This window comes from Kitasatospora sp. NPDC056076, from assembly GCF_042266305.1.
Classification (GTDB): domain Bacteria; phylum Actinomycetota; class Actinomycetes; order Streptomycetales; family Streptomycetaceae; genus Kitasatospora.
Genome location: NZ_JBHJWG010000022.1, coordinates 1 through 16,697, shown reverse-complemented (window position 1 = coordinate 16,697; position 16,697 = coordinate 1). Strand labels below are relative to the sequence as shown.

The window sequence follows — 16,697 nt, the reverse complement described above, 5'->3', positions numbered from 1 at the left end:
GGGCCCGGCCCCAATCCCTCGTCGAACCACCGGAGGTGACCCCGTGGAACCGCGCTTACCGGAACACTGCGCACACATCGTCAGGATCCAGCGGGAGCGCGGCCGCGCGGCGCTCGCACCCGAACGGCTCGACGAGCTGGCCGGGTACCACGACCGGCCCCCGGCGCCCGCCGACGGGGAGGCGGACGGCGAGGCGGAACTGCTCGGACTGCTGACCCGGCCGTTCAGCCGGACGACGGACATACCGAGGTACTACCGCTACACCGACCTGCACATCTTCGACTGGTTCCTGGAGCAGCGGCCGGACGACCAACTGACCGGCGCAGCCGAGGCGTTGGCGGTCTCACTGACCGCCCTGCTCGCAGTGGAGCGGGCCGCCCCGGCCGGAGCGATCGACCCCGCGACCTCGGCCGAGCGGCAGCAGCGGCTGCGGGCCCCGCTCGACCGGGTGGCGGAACTGACCTTCGACCCGGCCGGGGCGGTCCCGCTGGGGGAGGCGCTGCGCGCCCGGGAGAGCGACCCGCGGGCGCGCTGGAACCGCTTCGTGCTGGCCGAGTGCACCGGCTTCCCACAGTCCGACAAGCACGACGAGCACCTCTTCCTGCGCTCCGTGCACGCCTGCGAGATGGTCTTCTTCCTGGTCCGCGCCCTCGTGCTGCGGGCCGCCGAGACCTGCGCGGGCGACCGGCGGGAGGCCCGGACCAGGCTCCGCCAGGCCGTGCTGACGGCCGAACTGCTGAACGGCGTGTTCAGCGCGCTGTGGACGATGTCGCCCGAGCGCTTCATGGAGTTCCGGGCGGAGACCGGCGACGCCAGCGCCGTGCAGTCCATGAACTACCACGCCATGGAGATCGTGCTCTACGGCCTGGACCCGGAGAAGGAGAAGGTCCTCGCGGAGTACGGGCACCTGGCCGAACTGCGCGGGATCCTCGCCGAGGAGTGGCAGGCCCAGGGTGCCCGGGTGCGGGCCGCCGGGGACGGCGAGATGGACCGCCACCTCGACGCACTGCTACGGGTGCTCCGCCGTTGGCGCGGGCGCCACTACGGCTTCGCCGTCCGGTACCTGACCCCCGAGCTCACCGGCTCCGGCGGCACCGAAGGCGCGAACTACCTCAAGAGGTTCGTGGAGAAGCGGGGCCTTCCGGCACCCGAGCGGTCCCGGGGCGTCCGGACCTTCCTCACGTGCTGACCACCGGAGAGAACGAGGAGACCATGCCGACCGAGCGACTCACCCTGGTGTGCCTGCCCTTCGCCGGGAGCGGGGCCGGCTTCTACCGCGCCTGGGCCGACCTCGCGGTGCCCGGCCTGACGGTGCTGCCGGTCCAACTGCCCGGGCGGGAGGAGCTGTTCCTGGACGAACCGCTCACCGAGGTGGCCCAGGCCGTCGCCCTGCTCACCCCCCGGATCGCCGAACTCACCGAAGGCCGGCGGTTCGCGCTCCTCGGCCACAGCCTCGGCGCCGTGCTCAGCTACGAGATCGCGCTCGCCCTCGACCGGCAGGGCGACGGAGGCCCGGAGCACCTGTACGTCAGCGGCTCACCCGGCCCGTCGAACGGGCGCGAGGCCCGCGCCACCGGGCTGGACGACACCGAATTCCTGGCCCGCGTCCAGGAGTTCGCCGGCTACCGGCACGAGGCCTTCGACGACCCGGACCTGCGGGAGGTCCTGCTGCCGGTGCTCCGCGCCGACGTCGCCATGCACGAGGACTACGCGCCGAGCACGACCGAGCCCCTGCGCGTCCCGGTCACCTCGCTGCGGGGCGCCGAGGACGACCTGGTCACCGCCGCGCAGGCCCGGCAGTGGCAGGACGTCACCGAGGGGGAGTTCCGCTACCTCGAACTGCCCGGCGGCCACATGTACCTGGTCGACTCGCCCGAAGCCCTGCTGCGGGCCGTCGCCCGGGGCCGCACCGAGCAGGGGACGGAGGAAGCGCGGACATGCAGCTGACGGACCGGACCGCCGTGATCACGGGAGCGGCCCGCGGGCTCGGCCGCGCGTGCGCCCTCCGCTTCGCCCGCGAGGGCGCCGACCTGGTGCTCCTCGACCTCGCCGGCGACCTGGACGGCGTGGACTACCCGCTGGGCAGCCGCAGCCAGCTGGACCACACGGCCGAGCTGTGCGAGGAGCACGGCAGCGCGGTCGTCACCGCCGCGGTCGACCTGCGCGACCCGGCGGGCGTGCAGGAGGCGGTCGGCCGGGCGCTGGAGCGCTTCCACCGGATCGACGTGCTCGTCAACAACGCCGGCATCGCGGCGCCGTCCGGCCGCCCGGTGCACGAGACCAGCGAGCGCGACTGGGCGCTCATGCTGGACGTCAACCTCTCCGGCGCCTGGCGGATGATCAGGGCGGTCGCGCCGGGCATGGTCGAGCAGGGGTCCGGGAGCATCATCAACGTCTCCTCGACCGCCGGACTGGTCGGCTACCGCTACTTCGCGGGGTACGTCGCCGCCAAGCACGGACTCATCGGCCTGACCAAGGCCGCGGCCCTGGACTACGCGCCCCACCGGATCCGGGTCAACGCGCTCTGCCCCGGCTCGGTGCGCGACGACCCGCTGGTCGAGGGCCGGATGCTCACCGAGATCGCCCGCTCCCTCGACCTGCCGCCGGAGGGCCACGAGGAGGCCTTCCTCCGCGACCAGCCCATGAACGCGCTCGTCGAACCCGCCGACGTGGCCGGGGCGGCGCTCTGGCTGGCCGGGGACGACTCCCGCCGGGTGACCGGAACGGTCCTCACCGTCGACGGCGGCTTCGTCACCCGGTGACGGCACCGGACCGTCCAGAGCTCGGCAGGAGGCCGACCGTGGTTGCACAGACCGAAGTGACGCCGCCCCCACCCGTGGCCGGACCGCCCACCGGCACCGGCCACGACCGGGCGCACCCCGGGCTGCCCTCCGGCCTGCGGCTGCCCGCGCAGGGGCGGGCCTGCCACGGGGTGATCGCCCGGCTGCCCGGCACGCCCGGCCCGGACGACACCGGCCGACGGCTGGAGCAGGCCGCCCGCCACCGGCCGGAGCTCGGCTCGCCCCGGCTCTGGGAGACCAGGGTCCCGACCGCCCGGGACGACCCGCGGGCCGCCGCGCGGGCCCGGCGGGAGCTGCTGCGCCCGGTCGGCGACGAACGCTCCCCGCTCCGCGCCGTCCGGCTGACGTACGCCGACGGAACCGCGGACCTGGTGCTCGTCGCCCTGCGCCACCTCGTCCCGCGCGCCCTGCTGGAGCAGCTGGCCGGGGCCCTGCTCACCGGGGCGGCGGTGGAGCCGCCGTCCGCCGACGCGCCGTCCGCGCCGTCCACCCCGTCCACCCCGTGTGCCGCGCCCGCCCCGGCCGACTGGGGCCTGGGGGACCGGCACCGTGGCGGTACCGTCAGCGCCCGCCCGCTCGCCGTGCCCGGCCCCGGAGCGGGCCTGGGACCGGGGACCGCGCGGCTGCTCCTGGAGGCCCTCGCCCTCACCGTCGCCCGGTACGCCGGAACGGAGACCGTGACGATCGGGCACCTCGACGTGGCACGCGGACGAGCGGAGCGCGCGCGCCTGAGCACCCGGCAGATCGACGAGCAGCAGAGCGTCGCCGACCGACTCGCCGCACCTGGACCCGAAACCGGCCTCTCCCCTGGTCCGGCCCCCGGTCCGGAGCTCCCGGCGGTCGGCGTCGTCCACGCCGAGGCCTGGGACGGCTGCACCTACCTGCCCTGCCTGACGCCCGTCTTCCCGATCACCGTGCACCTCCTGGAACGCCCCGACGGCGCGGTCGAGGCGTCCTGCTGGTTCGACGAGGGCGTCCTCGCCCCGGAGGTGGCCGACACCTTCTGCGCCTCGGTCGAGCGGCTGGCCGCACGGTTCGCGGCCGACTCCGGCACGACCGTGCCGGCCACGCTGCCGCCCCTGACCCCGGAGGAGACGGCCCGGGTCCTGCACCGGGGCGGCGCCGGCCGGGCCCCCGGCCCCGGCGCCGACCGGCGGATCGACGACTGCTTCGAGGAGGCGGCCCGCCGACGCCCCGACGCGGTGGCGCTGACCGACGGGCACGGAGAGCTGACGTACGGACAGCTCGACGAGCGCGCCGGCCTGGTCGCGGCAGGCCTGCACGCCCTCGGAGTCGCCCCGGGGAGCAAGGTCGGTGTCTGCCTGGACCGCGACGCCTCGGTGGTCGTCGCGATGCTCGGCATCCTGAAAGCCGGGTGCGCCTACGTCCCGATGGACGTCCGCTACCCGGCGGACCGGCTGCGGTACGTCGTCGAGGACGCGCGACTGCCCCTCGTCGTCGCCGACGCGGAGTCCTTCCCCGCCGTCGCGGACGTCCGGGTCGTGGGCCTCGACGAGCTGAGCGCCCTCGGCCTGCCCGGCGGGGGCGGCGACCGACGGCCGGGAACCCCCGCCGACGACGCCTACGTGATCTACACGTCCGGGTCCACCGGCCGCCCCAAGGGTGTGGTCGTCCCGCACCGCAACGTGACCGCCCTGCTGGCGGCGACCGGTCCGGACTTCGCGCTGCGCCCCGACGACGTCTGGACGCTGTTCCACTCCACCGCCTTCGACTTCTCGGTCTGGGAGACCTGGGGCTGCCTGCTCAGCGGCGGACGCCTCGTCGTCGTCCCGCACTGGACGGCGCGCGACCCCGAGGAGTTCCACCGGCTCCTGGTCGAGCAGCGGGTCACCGTCCTCAACCAGACCCCGTCGGCCTTCGCCCAACTCGTCCGCGCGGACCGGGCCGCGAAGGCCGAACTGTCGGTGCGCCTGCTGGTGTTCGGCGGCGAACCGCTCGACGTGGCGCTGCTCGCCCCCTGGTTCGCCGGGCACTCCCCGACCCGGTGCCGGGTGGTGAACATGTACGGCATCACCGAGACCACCGTGCACGTGACCGCCCAGACGATCACCCCGGCCGAGGTGGTCGCCGGCTCCCGTTCGGTCGGACGCGCCCTGCCCGGCTGGTCGGTCTCCGTCCGGGACGCGCGGGGACGCGTCCTGCCACCGGGGGCGGCGGGCGAGATCCACGTGGGCGGCGCCGGACTCGCGGCGGGCTACCTGGGCCGGCCGGAGCTCACGGCCCAGCGGTTCGTCACCGACGAGGCGACGGGCGAACGCCTCTACCGCAGCGGGGACCAGGGGCGGCTGCGCCCCGACGGCAGCCTCGACCACCTCGGACGGCTGGACCAGCAGGTCAAGATCCGCGGGCACCGGATCGAACCGGGCGAGATCCGGGCCGTGCTGGCGGCCGACCCGGCGGTGAGCGAGGCCGTCGTCGTCGCCACCGCGGCGGCTCCCGACGATCCGGCGAGCAGCCGGATCGACGCCTACGTCGTGCTGGCCGGAGAAGCGCAGGAGGCCGGAGAGGCCGGGGACGCCGACACCGTACGGATCCTCGACAGCGCCCGCCGCATCCTGCCCGACTACATGGTCCCCGCCACGCTCACCCGGATCCCCGCGGTCCCGCTCACCACCAACGGCAAACCGGACCTCGACCGGCTCCCGCCACCGGCCGCCGCCGGTCGGGCCGTCGGCCGGGCCGACGCCACCGCGACTGGTACGGCCGCGACCGACGACCTCGCCGCGGAGGTCCTGGGCATCTGGAGCCACCACCTGGGGGCCGAGGTGTCCATGGCCGACAACTTCTTCCTGCTGGGCGGCAATTCGCTGCTGGTGCTGCGGGTGCTCAGGTCCTTGCAGGAGCGGGGGCTGCCGAGGATCGCGCCCCGTGACTTCTACCGCAACTCGACCGCCGACACGTTCATCCGGCTCGTCGCCGCCCGGCGCGACGCGCCCGGCACCGACCGGCCCTGACCGGCCCTGCCCTGACCAACCGATCCTGGAAGAAGGTACTGCGAGCCATGGACACGAACGGGATCTCCGCGGTGGTATCCGGCGGCGCGAGCGGACTCGGCGCGGCCACCGTCCGCGAACTGGCCGCCCACGGCGTCAAGGTGGTGATCGCCGACCTCGGCGAGCAGCCGGGCAAGGCGCTGGCCGACGAGGTCGGCGGCCTCTTCGTCAGGACGGACGTGACCGACGAGGCGCAGGTGGAGGCCGCCGTCCAGGCCGCCGTCGACACCGGCCTCCCGCTGCGCGTCATCGTCAACAGCGCCGGTATCGCCTGGGCCTCCCGGACGGTCGGGCGGGACGGCGCCCCGCACGACCTCGGCCAGTTCGAGAACGTCGTCCGGGTCAACCTGGTCGGCACCTTCAACCTGCTGCGGATCGGCGCCGCGCGGATCGCCCGGACGGCGCCCGTCGACGCCGACGGCCTGCGCGGCGTGGTGGTCAACACGGCGTCCGTCGCGGCGCTGGAGGGCCAGACGGGCCAGGTCGCCTACGCCGCCTCCAAGGCGGGCATCGTCGGCCTGACCCTGCCCGCCGCCCGCGACCTGGCGGCGGTCGGCGTCCGGGTCAACACGATCTGCCCGGGCATCATCGACACGCCGATCTACGGCGAGGGCGAGGCCGCCGAGGCGTTCAAGGCCAAGCTGGTCGCGCCCGTCCCCTTCCCCAGGCGGGCCGGCCGGGCCGCGGAGTTCGCGCACCTGGTGCGCTTCCTGATCGAGAACGACTACGTGAACGGCGAGACGATCCGCTTCGACGGCGGGATCCGCTTCCAGCCGTGAACCCCGACCCCGTCGCACCGGCGGGGGGATCGGCAATCCCCCCGCCGGTGTCGCCGCTGCCGGTCAGCTCAGGGTGCGGACGGCGGCGGCGTCGTAGGGGCGCAGCTCGGAGAAGCGTCCGCCGAGGACCTTGGCGGCCCACTGCGGGTCCTGGAGCAGGGCGCGGCCGATCGCGACGAGGTCGAACTCGTCGCGCTCCAGGCGGTCGAGGAGGTTGTCGATGCCCTGGGTGTCGGAGCCCTCGCCGGCGAAGGCGGCGATGACGTCGCCGGCCAGGCCGACGGAGCCCACGGTGATGGTGGGGCGGCCGGTGAGCTTCTTGGTCCAGCCGGCCAGGTTGAGGTCGGAGCCGTCGAACTCGGGGACCCAGTAGCGGCGGGTGGAGGCGTGGAAGGCGTCCACGCCGGCCTCGGCGAGCGGGGCGAGGATCGACTCCAGCTCCTGCGGGGTCTCGGCGAGCCGGGCGTCGTAGTTCTCCGACTTCCACTGCGAGTAGCGGAAGATCACCGGGAACTCGGGGGAGACGGCGGTGCGCACGGCCGCGACGAGTTCGGCGGTGAACTTCGTCCGGGCGACCGGGTCGCCGCCGTAGCCGTCGGTGCGGCGGTTGGTGCCGGCCCACAGGAACTGGTCGAGCAGGTAGCCGTGGGCGCCGTGCAGCTCGACGCCGTCGAAGCCGATCCGCTCGGCGGCCGCGGCGGCCTCGGCGAAGGCGGCTATGACGGCGTCCAGGTCGGTCCGGGTCATCGCCCGGCCGGTGCCCTCGGTGCCGTCGAGCCGGATGCCGGAGGGGCCGACGGCCGGGGCGTCGGCGACCGGCGGCTCGCCCTGCTTGCGCACCATGCCGATGTGCCAGAGCTGCGGCACGATGGTGCCGCCCGCCGCGTGCACCTCGGCGGCGACGCGGGCCCACCCGGCGAGCTGCTCCTCGCCGTGGAAGCGCGGGATGCTGTCGCTCTGCCCGGCGGACTCGTGGTTGACGTAGGTGCCCTCGGTGACGATCAGGCCGACGCCCGCGGCGGCGCGGCGGGCGTAGTAGGCGCTCACGTTCTCGCCGGGGACGCCGCCCGGGGAGAACTGGCGCGTCATCGGCGCCATGGCGATGCGGTTGGGCACGGTCAGCCCGTTGATCGTGACGGGCCGGGAGAGGATCTCGGCCGCGCGGGAGGAGGAAGGCTCGGTGACGGTCATGGGGTTTCCTCGCGGGTAGCGGTGGGGTGCGCCGGGTCAGCGGTGATCGCCGGTGCCAACCACCGCGGCGGCCCCGGCATTTCGCCCTCCGTCCGGATCCCGGCGTGATCCACGCCACTCCGCGCCGCCCGCGTGCCGGTCCCGGGTCGCCGCGGGCCGCTCCGCGCGGGCGGACGGTCAGACGGGCGGGTGGGGGTGGCCGGTGAGGAACTCCGCCAGGGTGCGGACACCGAAGCCGGTGGCGCCGGCGACCCATTCCGCGTCGGTCCCGTCGGCGAGGGCGGTGCCCTGGATGTCGAGGTGGGCCCAGGGGATGCCGGGCGGGACGAACTCGCGCAGGAAGTGGCCGGCGAGCAGCGCGGTGCCGTGCCGGGTGCCGAGGGTGTAGTTGACCAGGTCGGCGATCCGGGAGCGGAGTTGGGGCCGGTACGCGTCGGGCAGCGGCAGCGGCCAGAGCGGCTCCCCGGCCCGGGTGCCGGCCGCGCGCAGGCGCTCCACCAGGGTGTCGTCGGTGCCCATCAGCGCGGCGACCCGGCGGCCCAGGGCGATCGCGGCGGCGTCGGTGAGGGTGGCGATGTCGATGATCGCCTGCGGCCCGGTCTCGCCGGCCAGGACCAGGGCGTCGGCCATGATCAGCCGTCCCTCGGCGTCCGCGTGGCAGATCTCGACGGTGGTGCCGTTGCGCATGACCAGGACGTCGCCGACCCGGATCGGGTCGGCGTTGGGCATGTTCTCGGTGAGCGGCAGCCAGGCGTCCACCGCGACGGGGCAGTCCAGCGCGTCGAGGACGGACATCGCCCCGAGGACGGCGGCCGCCCCGGCCATGTCGGCCTTCATCCCGGCCAGTTGCGCGTTGGGCTTGAGGGACAGGCCGCCGGCGTCGAAGGTGACGCCCTTGCCGACCAGCGCGATCCGTGCGGCCCCTGTCGTACCGTCGGCCCGGCCGTCCGGCCGGTAGCCCAGCTTGACCAGCCTGGGCGGCTCCAGGGAGCCCCGGCTGACCCCGAGCAGTCCGCCCAGCCGCTCGTCGGCGATCCGGCGGCCGTCCCAGACCTCGCACTCCAGACCGGTCGCCGCGGCGAGCTCGACCGCACGGTCGGCGAACACGGTCGGGGTGAGGGCCTCGCCCGGTTCGTTGACCAGGTCCCGGGCCAGGAGCACGGCCTCGGCCAGCCTGCGGCCCTCGAACAGGCCGCGGGCGGCGTCCGGTGTCCCGGGGGTGAGCACCTCGACGAGCTGGTCGGTCGGCGCGGCCGCGCCGCTCCGGTACCGGGTGAACCGGTACCCGCCGAGCAGGTACCCCTCGACCAGCGGCCGGAGGTCCGGGCCCGGCGGGTGGACGGCCAGCCGCCGGTAGGCGCCGACGGCCCGGGCCAGTCCGGCCGCCGCGGCCCGGATCGCGTCCCGGTCGGTCCGGTCCCGCGGCCCGACCCCGAGCAGCACGGTCACGGGGGTGCCGGGCAGTTGCAGCACCTCGCCCACCTCGCCGCTGAACCCGGTGCCGGTGAGGAACGCGGCGGGCAGGTCGGCGGGCAGTTCGCCGACCCGCACCGGCCGTACGACGGCCTCCGCCCCCGGGCCGGGCTCGGGGCGCAGCACCCAGGTGACGCTCACGCCCGCTCCCGTCGGGCGGCGCGCCGGGCCGCGCCCCAGGCCTCCAGGTCGGCGAGGTAGGCACTGGCCAGTTCGGCCATGCCGTCGGCCGCGCCGACGGCCGCCCAGCCGCGCGCCGCGGAGATCGCGTACGGGTCCACCCTGAGGGCCTGGAGGTAGCAGTCCTCGGCCAGGACCGGCCGGCCGGCCCGCCGGAAGCACTCGGCCGCGGCCGCGTAGCCGAACGCGGTGGAGACCGGGCCGAGCCGGGCGGTCCGCAGGAAGCTGTCGGCCGCCTCCCGGGGGCGGTCGCGCCGCAGCAGGCCCTCCGCCACCTCGATGTGGGTCTTGGGCTCGTACGGGTCCAGGGCCAGCGCCTCCGCGACCAGGAGGTCACCGCGGTCGTCCTCGCCGAACGCGTAGCACTCCTTGGAGCGGCTCTCCACGCAGGCCCGCAGGTTCTCCCGCTTGAGGAACTCCTGGTACGGCCCCTCGGCGGGCACCGCCCGGGCCAGCTCCTCGGCGCTGTCCATGTCGCGGGCCAGCCAGGCGCGGTCCTCGGCCATGAACGGGACGAAGCTGACGCTGCGGTAGAACCGGCTCTCCATCATCGTCTTCTCGAACGCCGACCGGTCCGGGTCCGCCAGCAGCTCCTCCAGGGCGCGGGCGCCGATCTCCCGCCAGCGTGCCGCCTCCTCCTGCGAACGCGTCTCGCGGGCGTGGAACACCACCGCCACCACGGCGATGACGAACCGCAGGTGGGTCGGGCACTCGGGGTGTCCGGCGATGGCGAAGGAGGTCTCCGGTGCGGCCACTGTTCCGCCGACCGAGGCGACGTACCGCACCAGGTCGCGCCAGTGGTGCAGGCGCAGTTCGGCCGGGGTCCGGAGCCGGTCGACCGGTACGGGCGGGACCAGCTCCAGGACGAGCTTGGTGAACCCGAGCCGGTACAGCACCATGGCGACCTGCCGGCGTCGCTCGGGGTCGCAGCGGTCGAAGTCCTCCAGCCATTCGCACAGCCGGTTCCAGCGCGGTGTGCGCAGGTGCTCGGGCAGATCGGCCGGGTGGTCGACCGCGAACTCGGTCAGCCCGGACTCGCGGATCAGGTTGCCCCGGAAGGCCGGCGGCATGAGGCGCTGCCAGTTGACCTCGGCCCGTTCGCCGCCGCGCTCGGCGAACTCGTAGGCGAGGCTGGGCAGTCGGGCGTACAGGCCGGGGGATTCGGACTCGCCCAGGTTGAAGTACGAGGCGTACATCCGGTAGTGCCAGTTGTTGGCGTACGGCCGTTCCCGGTCCCGGGTGGCGGCGCGCCCGGTCAGTTCCTCCAGCGGCCGGTCGCCGTCCTCGCGGCAGGCCTCCAGCAGCGCGTCCCGGGTGGCGGCGGCGCGCGGTGCGGCGCGGAAGGCCCGTTCGTTGAGCACCCGCGCGAACTCGGTGTCCCCGAGTTCGCGCGCGCAGTGGGCGGCCCGCAGCAGCGCGAAGCCGGTGCCGAACGGGCCGAGCCGGGCGGCGTGCAGGTAGCCGGCCAGCGCCTGCTCGTGCGCGCCGGCGCGCTCGTGGGCCTGCGCCGCCTGCATCCGGATCTTGACGTCCCACGGATCGAGGGCCAGGCCCTCCTCGACGGCTGTGCGCTCGGCCTCGGTGTCGCCCATCCGCACCGCGATCTCCAGGTGCCGGTCGAGCAGCCGCCGACGGGTCTCCAGCAGGACCAGTGCGTCGTCCTGGTCGGGTGCGGTCAGCTCGGCGACGCCCGCCCGGACGTCGGCCAGCAGCGCCCGGGCGCCGCCGAAGTCCCGCTGCCGCTCGGCGTACATCACCTCGCGCAGCGCCAGCCGGGCGGTCAGGACGGTGTGGGTGAAGGGGGTGAGCTCGCCCGCGACCTCCTTGAGGAGCTCCCGGGCACGGTCGAGGAGGAGCGGCGCGGCGGAGTCGTCCCCGGCGTGCCGGGCGAGCAGGTAGCCCCAGGCGGCCACCGCCTGGACGTGGGCGACCGTGGGCGCGGGGTGGTCGGCCAGCACCCGGTAGGCCGCGGTGGTCCGCTCGGAGAGGCCTTCGGAGCCGAACAGGGCGGCCGCGCGGGCGGCCTGGACGCCCGCCGTCACCTGGTCGCGGCAGGCCGCCGGGTCGAGGTCCTCCGGGACGACCTCCAGGACCGCGGCGGGGAGGCAGACCGCGACCAGCCAGTGCGCGAGCCCGGACCGGTCCACCTGGTCCAGTTCGGCGTGCCGCCGGTAGGCCTCGGTCATCCGCCGCCAGGCGGGGGAGGCCAGCTCGTCGGGCAGGTCGGTCGGGAGCACCGCCCGGTAGGCGGTCAGCCGGGACTCCTGCACCAGCAGCCGGCGGTAGCTCGCGGGCATCGTCATGCCGAACCGCAGCGCGCCCGGAGCGGGATTCTCGAAACGCCGGGCGGCCAGGACCGCCGACCGTGCCTGGACGGCGGTGGCCGGTGATTCGGCACCGTCGAAGTACGGGCGGTGCACCTCGAAGGTGAGCCAACTCGGTGCGTTGACCCCGACGATTCCGTGACTGAATTCCCAACGGTTCACGCGGTCATTCCTCTGCTTTTCTGGAGTCGGCCACCGGGCGATCGGCGACATGCCCCGCGACGGAATATCCGGACGGACCGGAATTCCCTCGCGGGGCATGCGTGGAGCGCCGGGATCAGACGCCGGCGTCGTCGATCAGACAGGTCCAGCAGTCCGCCGCACCAGTGCTGATCTCGACCTCGTCCTCCAGGGACTCCCAGGTCTCGTAAGCCATTTCGCCACCCCTCTCTTCTCACGGGCCGGACCGGATATCCGGTCCGGCGAAGCGGTTGGGCGATATTCTTCGGGAACCGGAACGGCGTCGTCAAGGCTTCTGCGCGGCAAGCTCCGAGAGGATCTCGGCCACTTCTCCGTCGGTCGTCCAGAAATGCGGGGAAACCCGGACCCAGCCGTCCGGAACGGAAACGTGTATTCCGGCCGACGCCAATTTCCGGACGATCTCCACCCCTTCCGTCCGGTGGCCGGTGAAACTCACGACGCCCGAGTGCCCGGTGCCGCCCGGGGGGAGCGCCAGGTCGTAGCCGAGCTCGCCGATCCCGGCGCGCAGCCGGTCGGCCAGGGTGCGCACCCGCCCGGTGACCGCGGTGATGCCGGTCTCCTCCAGCTCGGCCAGCGCGGCGGCGAGCCCGGCCATGCCGACCAGGTCGTACATCCCGCCCTCGACCCTGGCCGCCCCGGCCCGTTCGGGCAGGTTGTAGCGCAGGTGCCCCGGCCCCTTGGACACCTCCGCGGCGCCCTGGTGGCCGAACCAGCCGGTGGGGGTGGTGCGCAGCAGCTCCAGCCGGTCGGCCCGGCAGTAGAACACCCCGGTGCCCGGCGGTCCGCACAGCCACTTGTGCGCGCCCGCGGCCAGGAAGTCCACCGGGGTGTCGGCCACCGACAGCGGCAGCGCGCCGAAGCTCTGCACGGCGTCCACGCAGACCAGCGCCCCGACCTCGGTGGCCAGCGCGCAGATCCGGTCGAGGTCGCAGCGGAAGCCGGTCGCGAAGTTGACGTGGCTCACCGCCACGAGGCGGGTGGCCGGCCCGACCGCCGCCGCCACGTCCTCGATCCGGTGACCGCCGTCCCGCATCGGCACCCAGACCGGCTCGACCCCGAAGCGGCGCAGCCGCAGCCAGGGCCGGACGTTGGCCGGGAAGTCCCGGTCGAACAGCACGACCTGGTCGCCCGGGCGCCAGTCCAGTCCGTCGGCCACCAGGTGGATGCCGGTCGAGGTGTTGGGGACGAAGGCGACCTCGTCGGGCGTGCAGCCGAGCAGCCGGGCGACGGACCGCCGGGCGGCGTTCCGCGCGCCGAACAGGGGCCCGACCCTGGCGCTGCCGTACGGGAGCACCTCGTCCACGGCGCTGCGCATCGCGGCGACGGCGGCCGGTCGGAGCCGGCCGAGTCCGGCGTAGTCCAGGTAGATCTCACCGTTCGCGGTGCCGGCCGGCGGGCGGGGCCCGCTCACGAGAGCGCCCCGGCCGAGCGGACGGCCCGCGTCGCGGTGACCGCCATCCAGCCGGCCACCAGCAGCGGCACGCCGTGCAGCAGCAGCACCCACTGCGCCACCCAGGCCGGCTGCAGCACCAGGCTCGTGACGAGCAGACCGGACATGAAGCCCGCGTTGACCGTGATCTGGGACAGCCCGAACGCCCGCCCCCTGCGCCCGTCGGGCAGCTGCTGGAGGGACTGCTTGTAGGTGATCTCGCTCAGCGCGTCGCCCAGACCAGCCCCGGCCGCCGCCAGCAGCCGCGGCCACCAGCCGTCGAGCCAGAACACACCGATGAAGCCCAGCGACATCACCATCGTGGCCACGCAGTACACCGGGGCCGGTGCGCGGTCGACGATGCGCTTGGCCAGGGGCCGCAGCACGAAGCTGGCCAGCAGCAGCCCGGCCGCCCAACTGCCCCACACCGCGCCGGAGACCACGGCCGGTTCGTCCGGGCGCAGTTCGCTGCCCAGCAGCGGCAGTCCGACGTGCTGGGAGGCGCTGCCGAAGGCGTCCAGTCCGCGCAGCACGACCAGGCCGGCCAGGCCCGCGGCCACCAGCAACGGCCAGGCGCCGGCGCGCTCCCGGGCTCCGGCGGCCGGGCCGTCCGGCTCCCTCATCCGCAGGCGCAGCGCGAGCAGCACCGCGGCCGAGAGCGCGTAGCTGGCCGCGTCCAGCCCGAACACCCAGCGGTACCCGGCCAGGGGGACCAGGACGGTGGCGAGGCCCATGCCGACCATGAAGGCCACCCCCTTGAGCCCGGCCAGCGCGCTGTTCACCGACGGGGTGCGCGGCCCGGCCAGCACGGGCGTGGCGGCGGACAGCGTGGCCTCGAAGACCGACCGCCCGCTGCCGATCACCATGACCGCCGGGTACAGCCACCAGTTCTGCGCGCCCGCCGGCAGCACCGCCAGCAGCGCCAGCATGAGCGACCGGGCGAGGTCGGCGCCGATCATCACCCGGCGGCGGTCCCAGCGGTCCCCGTAGCGGTGCCCGAGCCGCCCGCCCGCGATCGCGCCCGCGTACAGCGCCACGCTGACCAGCCCGGTGTCCAGGGCCGAGTGGTCGAGCTCCCAGACGAAGACGGACAGACAGATGAAGTCGAGCGCGTAGCCGACGTCCGAGATCGTCTTGGCGGTCAGGAGGACCGCCAGCTGACGGCGACTCGCCGCGGCCGTCCGCCGTGCCGTTCCGGTGCCGGCCGCCACGGCGCCCATGAGGTCTCAACTCCCCGGTTGTGTGAGGGCTGTCATGATTCCCTCACCAACCCCCCACTTTCAAGAGGTAGTTCGATGAGAACTCCGCACCGTGTGGTGGGCCTCCCGGTGGACCTCTCCGGCCGCGCCCCGGTGGTGGTCGGGGTGGCGGTCGGGACGGTGCAGGACCGTGCGCGGACCCGCTTCCCGGGAGACGATGCCTCCATGGACGCCGAGACGCTCGTACGGACCCGTCGCTCCCTGCACGCGGTGGCGGAGCTGGTGCTGGCCGGGCCGCAGTACCGGGCGAGCGGGACGATCCGGCTGCGGGCCCGCCCGGGCGGGTTCGGAACGGTGGCCGAGCCGGGGCTGCGGGTGGTGGGCGCGGAGCTGGTGGGCCGCGGGCGGGCGGTGTCGCTCGAACGGACCAGCTGCGTCGCGCTCGGCGCGGCCCTCGGGCTCGGCGTCGGCGCCCCCGAGGGGGTGTACCGGGACGGTCCGGGCGTCGCCGCCGACCGGCCGATCGAGGTGGACCCGGCTGCGGCCCGGTGGCTCGCGCACTGCTTCGCGCTCGGCGAGGCGGCGCTGAGAGAACTGTTCCCTACGGAGGAGCCGGTCATCTGGCCCGAGCACTTCGACCTGGGGATCACCGTCGACGCGGTGAACTACGGCCTCTCGCCCGGGGACGCGTTCCTCGCGGAGCCGTACGCCTACGTCGGCCCGCACGAGCGGCAGCAGGGGGAGTTCTGGAACGCGCCGTTCGGCGCCGCCCGGACGGTCCACGGGCTCGGTGGCGCCGGCGGGCTGCTGGACTTCCTGGAGCGGGGCCGACGGCTGACGGGCGACGCCTGACGGTTGTGGACGTCAGGCGTCGCCGGGGGATCGGTCAGCTGTGCTTCCAGGTCACCGAGAACGCGGTGCCGTCGGTGATTCCGGAGGTGGTCGCCTTGGTGACGCCGTCCTTCGTGGCCATGTCGATGACCGACGGGTTCGAGGCGCCGAGGCTCTTCCCGTTCACCTTGGCGTTGGTGAACCCGACGGTGCCGAAGTCGGCGAGCGGAAGGACGCCGGTGCTGCTGGACGGTGCCTCGGCGATCACCTCGGCGGAGGCCAGGGCAGCGTTCTTCAGCGTCTTCGCCACGCTGTGGGACCAGCCCCTCGTGGTGTTGCGGAGGGTGAGGGTGAAGGTGCCGCTGCCGTTGGTGGTCACGCTCGCGGTGAAATGGTCGCCGGCGTGGACGGTGCTGAGGAAGTTCGTCGGGTAGGCCGGGTACATCTCGTACCAGGAGGAGTAGACCGGCCTGCCGCGCGAACAATCGGCCTCGGTACCGATTTGCTCGACCGTCTCGCTGCCGTCGCCGTCCAGACCGACCCAGAAGGCGGACCAGGTGTTGGTGCTGGTGCAGACGACCTCCGGCTGCGTCCACTCGGCGCTGACGCTGGTGAACTTGCCGCCGGTGGCCGCGTAGCCGGACCAGTTACTGCTGGTGCCGTACATCAGTGAGCTGTCGTGGTGGTGCTCGGCGATCGGGGCCAGGAAGGTGCCCTGGGCGGGGAGGGCGGGCGAAGCGCCGGCGAGCAGCGCCAGCAGGGAGGTGGCGGCGACGAAGGTGCGCCGAAGGGCTTTGGACATGGCTGGTCCCTGGGGTGTTCGAGGGGAGTTGACCAAGCGTCGACAAAGCTAGCGGCCAAGGCCCTGGGCGACGGGCCACGAAGCGGCGGCGGTCCCCGGATTCCCCTGGTCGGCCCAGCCCGGCCCAGCCCAGTACGGGCGGGTGACCGGGCCTGACGAGCCGAGTTTGTCCCGGGGGCCGGACGGGGGTACTGTCTCCCAGTCGCTCGGCAGGGAGCACCGGACACGCATCGGCGCGGACGGTCCCGGGGCGGCCAATCCCTTGAAACACCGCGTCAGGTCTGCGCCTGCCGTTTCGCTTTTCGCGTCTCGGCTCGGTGCTTATGTGGCATGTGCGTTTTATCGGATTGCGGCTGGATTCGCTTTTCGGAGCGAGGGTCGGCTAGAGTTTGAAACGTCGGACGGGGCGTCAAGCCGCAGAAGACACCAGCGAGTTGGATGACGAAGCCCCGGAAAACGGAGCGGAAAACATC

General features: G+C 74.2%; 13 protein-coding genes. 6 read left to right on the top strand and 7 right to left on the bottom strand.

Going from position 1 to position 16,697, the window contains the following annotated elements:
* Nucleotides 1-43 precede the first annotated feature (43 nt).
* The 5 genes from ACFC1T_RS19940 to ACFC1T_RS19920 are packed head-to-tail and all read left to right on the top strand — an operon-like array spanning nt 44 to nt 6,594.
* Nucleotides 44-1,189 (top strand): tryptophan 2,3-dioxygenase family protein, encoded by a 1,146-nt coding sequence (locus ACFC1T_RS19940; protein WP_375890315.1) that lies wholly within the window; start codon nt 44-46, stop codon nt 1,187-1,189.
* Complete coding sequence (locus ACFC1T_RS19935) at nt 1,183-1,947, top strand: thioesterase II family protein (protein WP_375890314.1); 765 nt, start codon at nt 1,183-1,185, stop codon at nt 1,945-1,947. The genes ACFC1T_RS19940 and ACFC1T_RS19935 overlap by 7 nt, the downstream gene beginning before the upstream one ends.
* Nucleotides 1,938-2,762, top strand: a complete 825-nt coding sequence (locus tag ACFC1T_RS19930) for a mycofactocin-coupled SDR family oxidoreductase (RefSeq protein ID WP_375890312.1) — start codon at nt 1,938-1,940, stop codon at nt 2,760-2,762. Before ACFC1T_RS19935 ends, ACFC1T_RS19930 begins: the two co-directional genes overlap by 10 nt.
* Nucleotides 2,763-2,800: 38 nt before the next feature.
* On the top strand, nt 2,801-5,776 hold the full coding sequence (locus tag ACFC1T_RS19925; protein ID WP_375890310.1) for an amino acid adenylation domain-containing protein: 2,976 nt from the start codon (nt 2,801-2,803) through the stop codon (nt 5,774-5,776).
* Between the two features lie 47 nt (nt 5,777-5,823).
* Nucleotides 5,824-6,594 carry an SDR family oxidoreductase gene (locus ACFC1T_RS19920; protein WP_375890309.1) on the top strand — a complete coding sequence of 257 codons (771 nt, stop codon included), beginning with the start codon at nt 5,824-5,826 and terminating at the stop codon, nt 6,592-6,594.
* Nucleotides 6,595-6,657: 63 nt separating this feature from the next.
* Here the strand turns inward: ACFC1T_RS19920 and ACFC1T_RS19915 are convergent, their stop codons facing one another.
* The 5 genes from ACFC1T_RS19915 to ACFC1T_RS19895 all read right to left on the bottom strand — a co-directional run bounded on the left by ACFC1T_RS19915 (nt 6,658) and on the right by ACFC1T_RS19895 (nt 14,612).
* Nucleotides 6,658-7,785 carry an NADH:flavin oxidoreductase gene (locus ACFC1T_RS19915; protein ID WP_375890307.1) on the bottom strand — a complete coding sequence of 376 codons (1,128 nt, stop codon included), beginning with the start codon at nt 7,783-7,785 and terminating at the stop codon, nt 6,658-6,660.
* 177 nt (nt 7,786-7,962) lie between these two features.
* Nucleotides 7,963-9,399 (bottom strand): leucyl aminopeptidase, encoded by a 1,437-nt coding sequence (locus ACFC1T_RS19910; RefSeq protein ID WP_375890305.1) that lies wholly within the window; start codon nt 9,397-9,399, stop codon nt 7,963-7,965.
* A complete protein-coding gene (locus tag ACFC1T_RS19905; protein WP_375890303.1) occupies nt 9,396-11,924 on the bottom strand; it encodes a hypothetical protein in 2,529 nt (842 codons plus the stop codon). Before ACFC1T_RS19905 ends, ACFC1T_RS19910 begins: the two co-directional genes overlap by 4 nt.
* 304 nt (nt 11,925-12,228) lie before the next feature.
* Complete coding sequence (locus ACFC1T_RS19900; protein ID WP_375890301.1) at nt 12,229-13,374, bottom strand: aminotransferase class V-fold PLP-dependent enzyme; 1,146 nt, start codon at nt 13,372-13,374, stop codon at nt 12,229-12,231.
* Nucleotides 13,371-14,612: an MFS transporter gene (locus ACFC1T_RS19895; protein ID WP_375890299.1), complete on the bottom strand. Its 1,242-nt coding sequence runs from the start codon at nt 14,610-14,612 to the stop codon at nt 13,371-13,373. The genes ACFC1T_RS19900 and ACFC1T_RS19895 overlap by 4 nt, the downstream gene beginning before the upstream one ends.
* 75 nt (nt 14,613-14,687) lie before the next feature.
* Between ACFC1T_RS19895 and ACFC1T_RS19890 the strand changes: the two genes are divergently transcribed.
* A complete protein-coding gene (locus tag ACFC1T_RS19890; RefSeq protein ID WP_375890297.1) occupies nt 14,688-15,443 on the top strand; it encodes a hypothetical protein in 756 nt (251 codons plus the stop codon).
* 34 nt (nt 15,444-15,477) lie between these two features.
* Here ACFC1T_RS19890 and ACFC1T_RS19885 read toward each other — a convergent pair whose 3' ends face one another.
* Both ACFC1T_RS19885 and ACFC1T_RS19880 read right to left on the bottom strand, forming a co-directional pair.
* Nucleotides 15,478-16,224: a G1 family glutamic endopeptidase gene (locus tag ACFC1T_RS19885; protein WP_375890295.1), complete on the bottom strand. Its 747-nt coding sequence runs from the start codon at nt 16,222-16,224 to the stop codon at nt 15,478-15,480.
* Between the two features lie 275 nt (nt 16,225-16,499).
* Nucleotides 16,500-16,697: hypothetical protein (locus tag ACFC1T_RS19880; protein WP_375890294.1), on the bottom strand; the 198-nt coding region annotated here is incomplete at its 5' end.

What these genes read in the sequence shown, in the direction of transcription:
- ACFC1T_RS19930 (WP_375890312.1), top strand. Translation starts at nt 1,938, where the DNA reads ATGCAGCTGACGGACCGGACCGCCGTGATCACGGGAGCGGCCCGCGGG.
- ACFC1T_RS19920 (WP_375890309.1), top strand. Translation starts at nt 5,824, where the DNA reads ATGGACACGAACGGGATCTCCGCGGTGGTATCCGGCGGCGCGAGCGGA.
- ACFC1T_RS19915 (WP_375890307.1), bottom strand. Translation starts at nt 7,785, where the DNA reads ATGACCGTCACCGAGCCTTCCTCCTCCCGCGCGGCCGAGATCCTCTCC.
- ACFC1T_RS19895 (WP_375890299.1), bottom strand. Translation starts at nt 14,612, where the DNA reads ATGGGCGCCGTGGCGGCCGGCACCGGAACGGCACGGCGGACGGCCGCG.
- ACFC1T_RS19890 (WP_375890297.1), top strand. Translation starts at nt 14,688, where the DNA reads ATGAGAACTCCGCACCGTGTGGTGGGCCTCCCGGTGGACCTCTCCGGC.
- ACFC1T_RS19885 (WP_375890295.1), bottom strand. Translation starts at nt 16,224, where the DNA reads ATGTCCAAAGCCCTTCGGCGCACCTTCGTCGCCGCCACCTCCCTGCTG.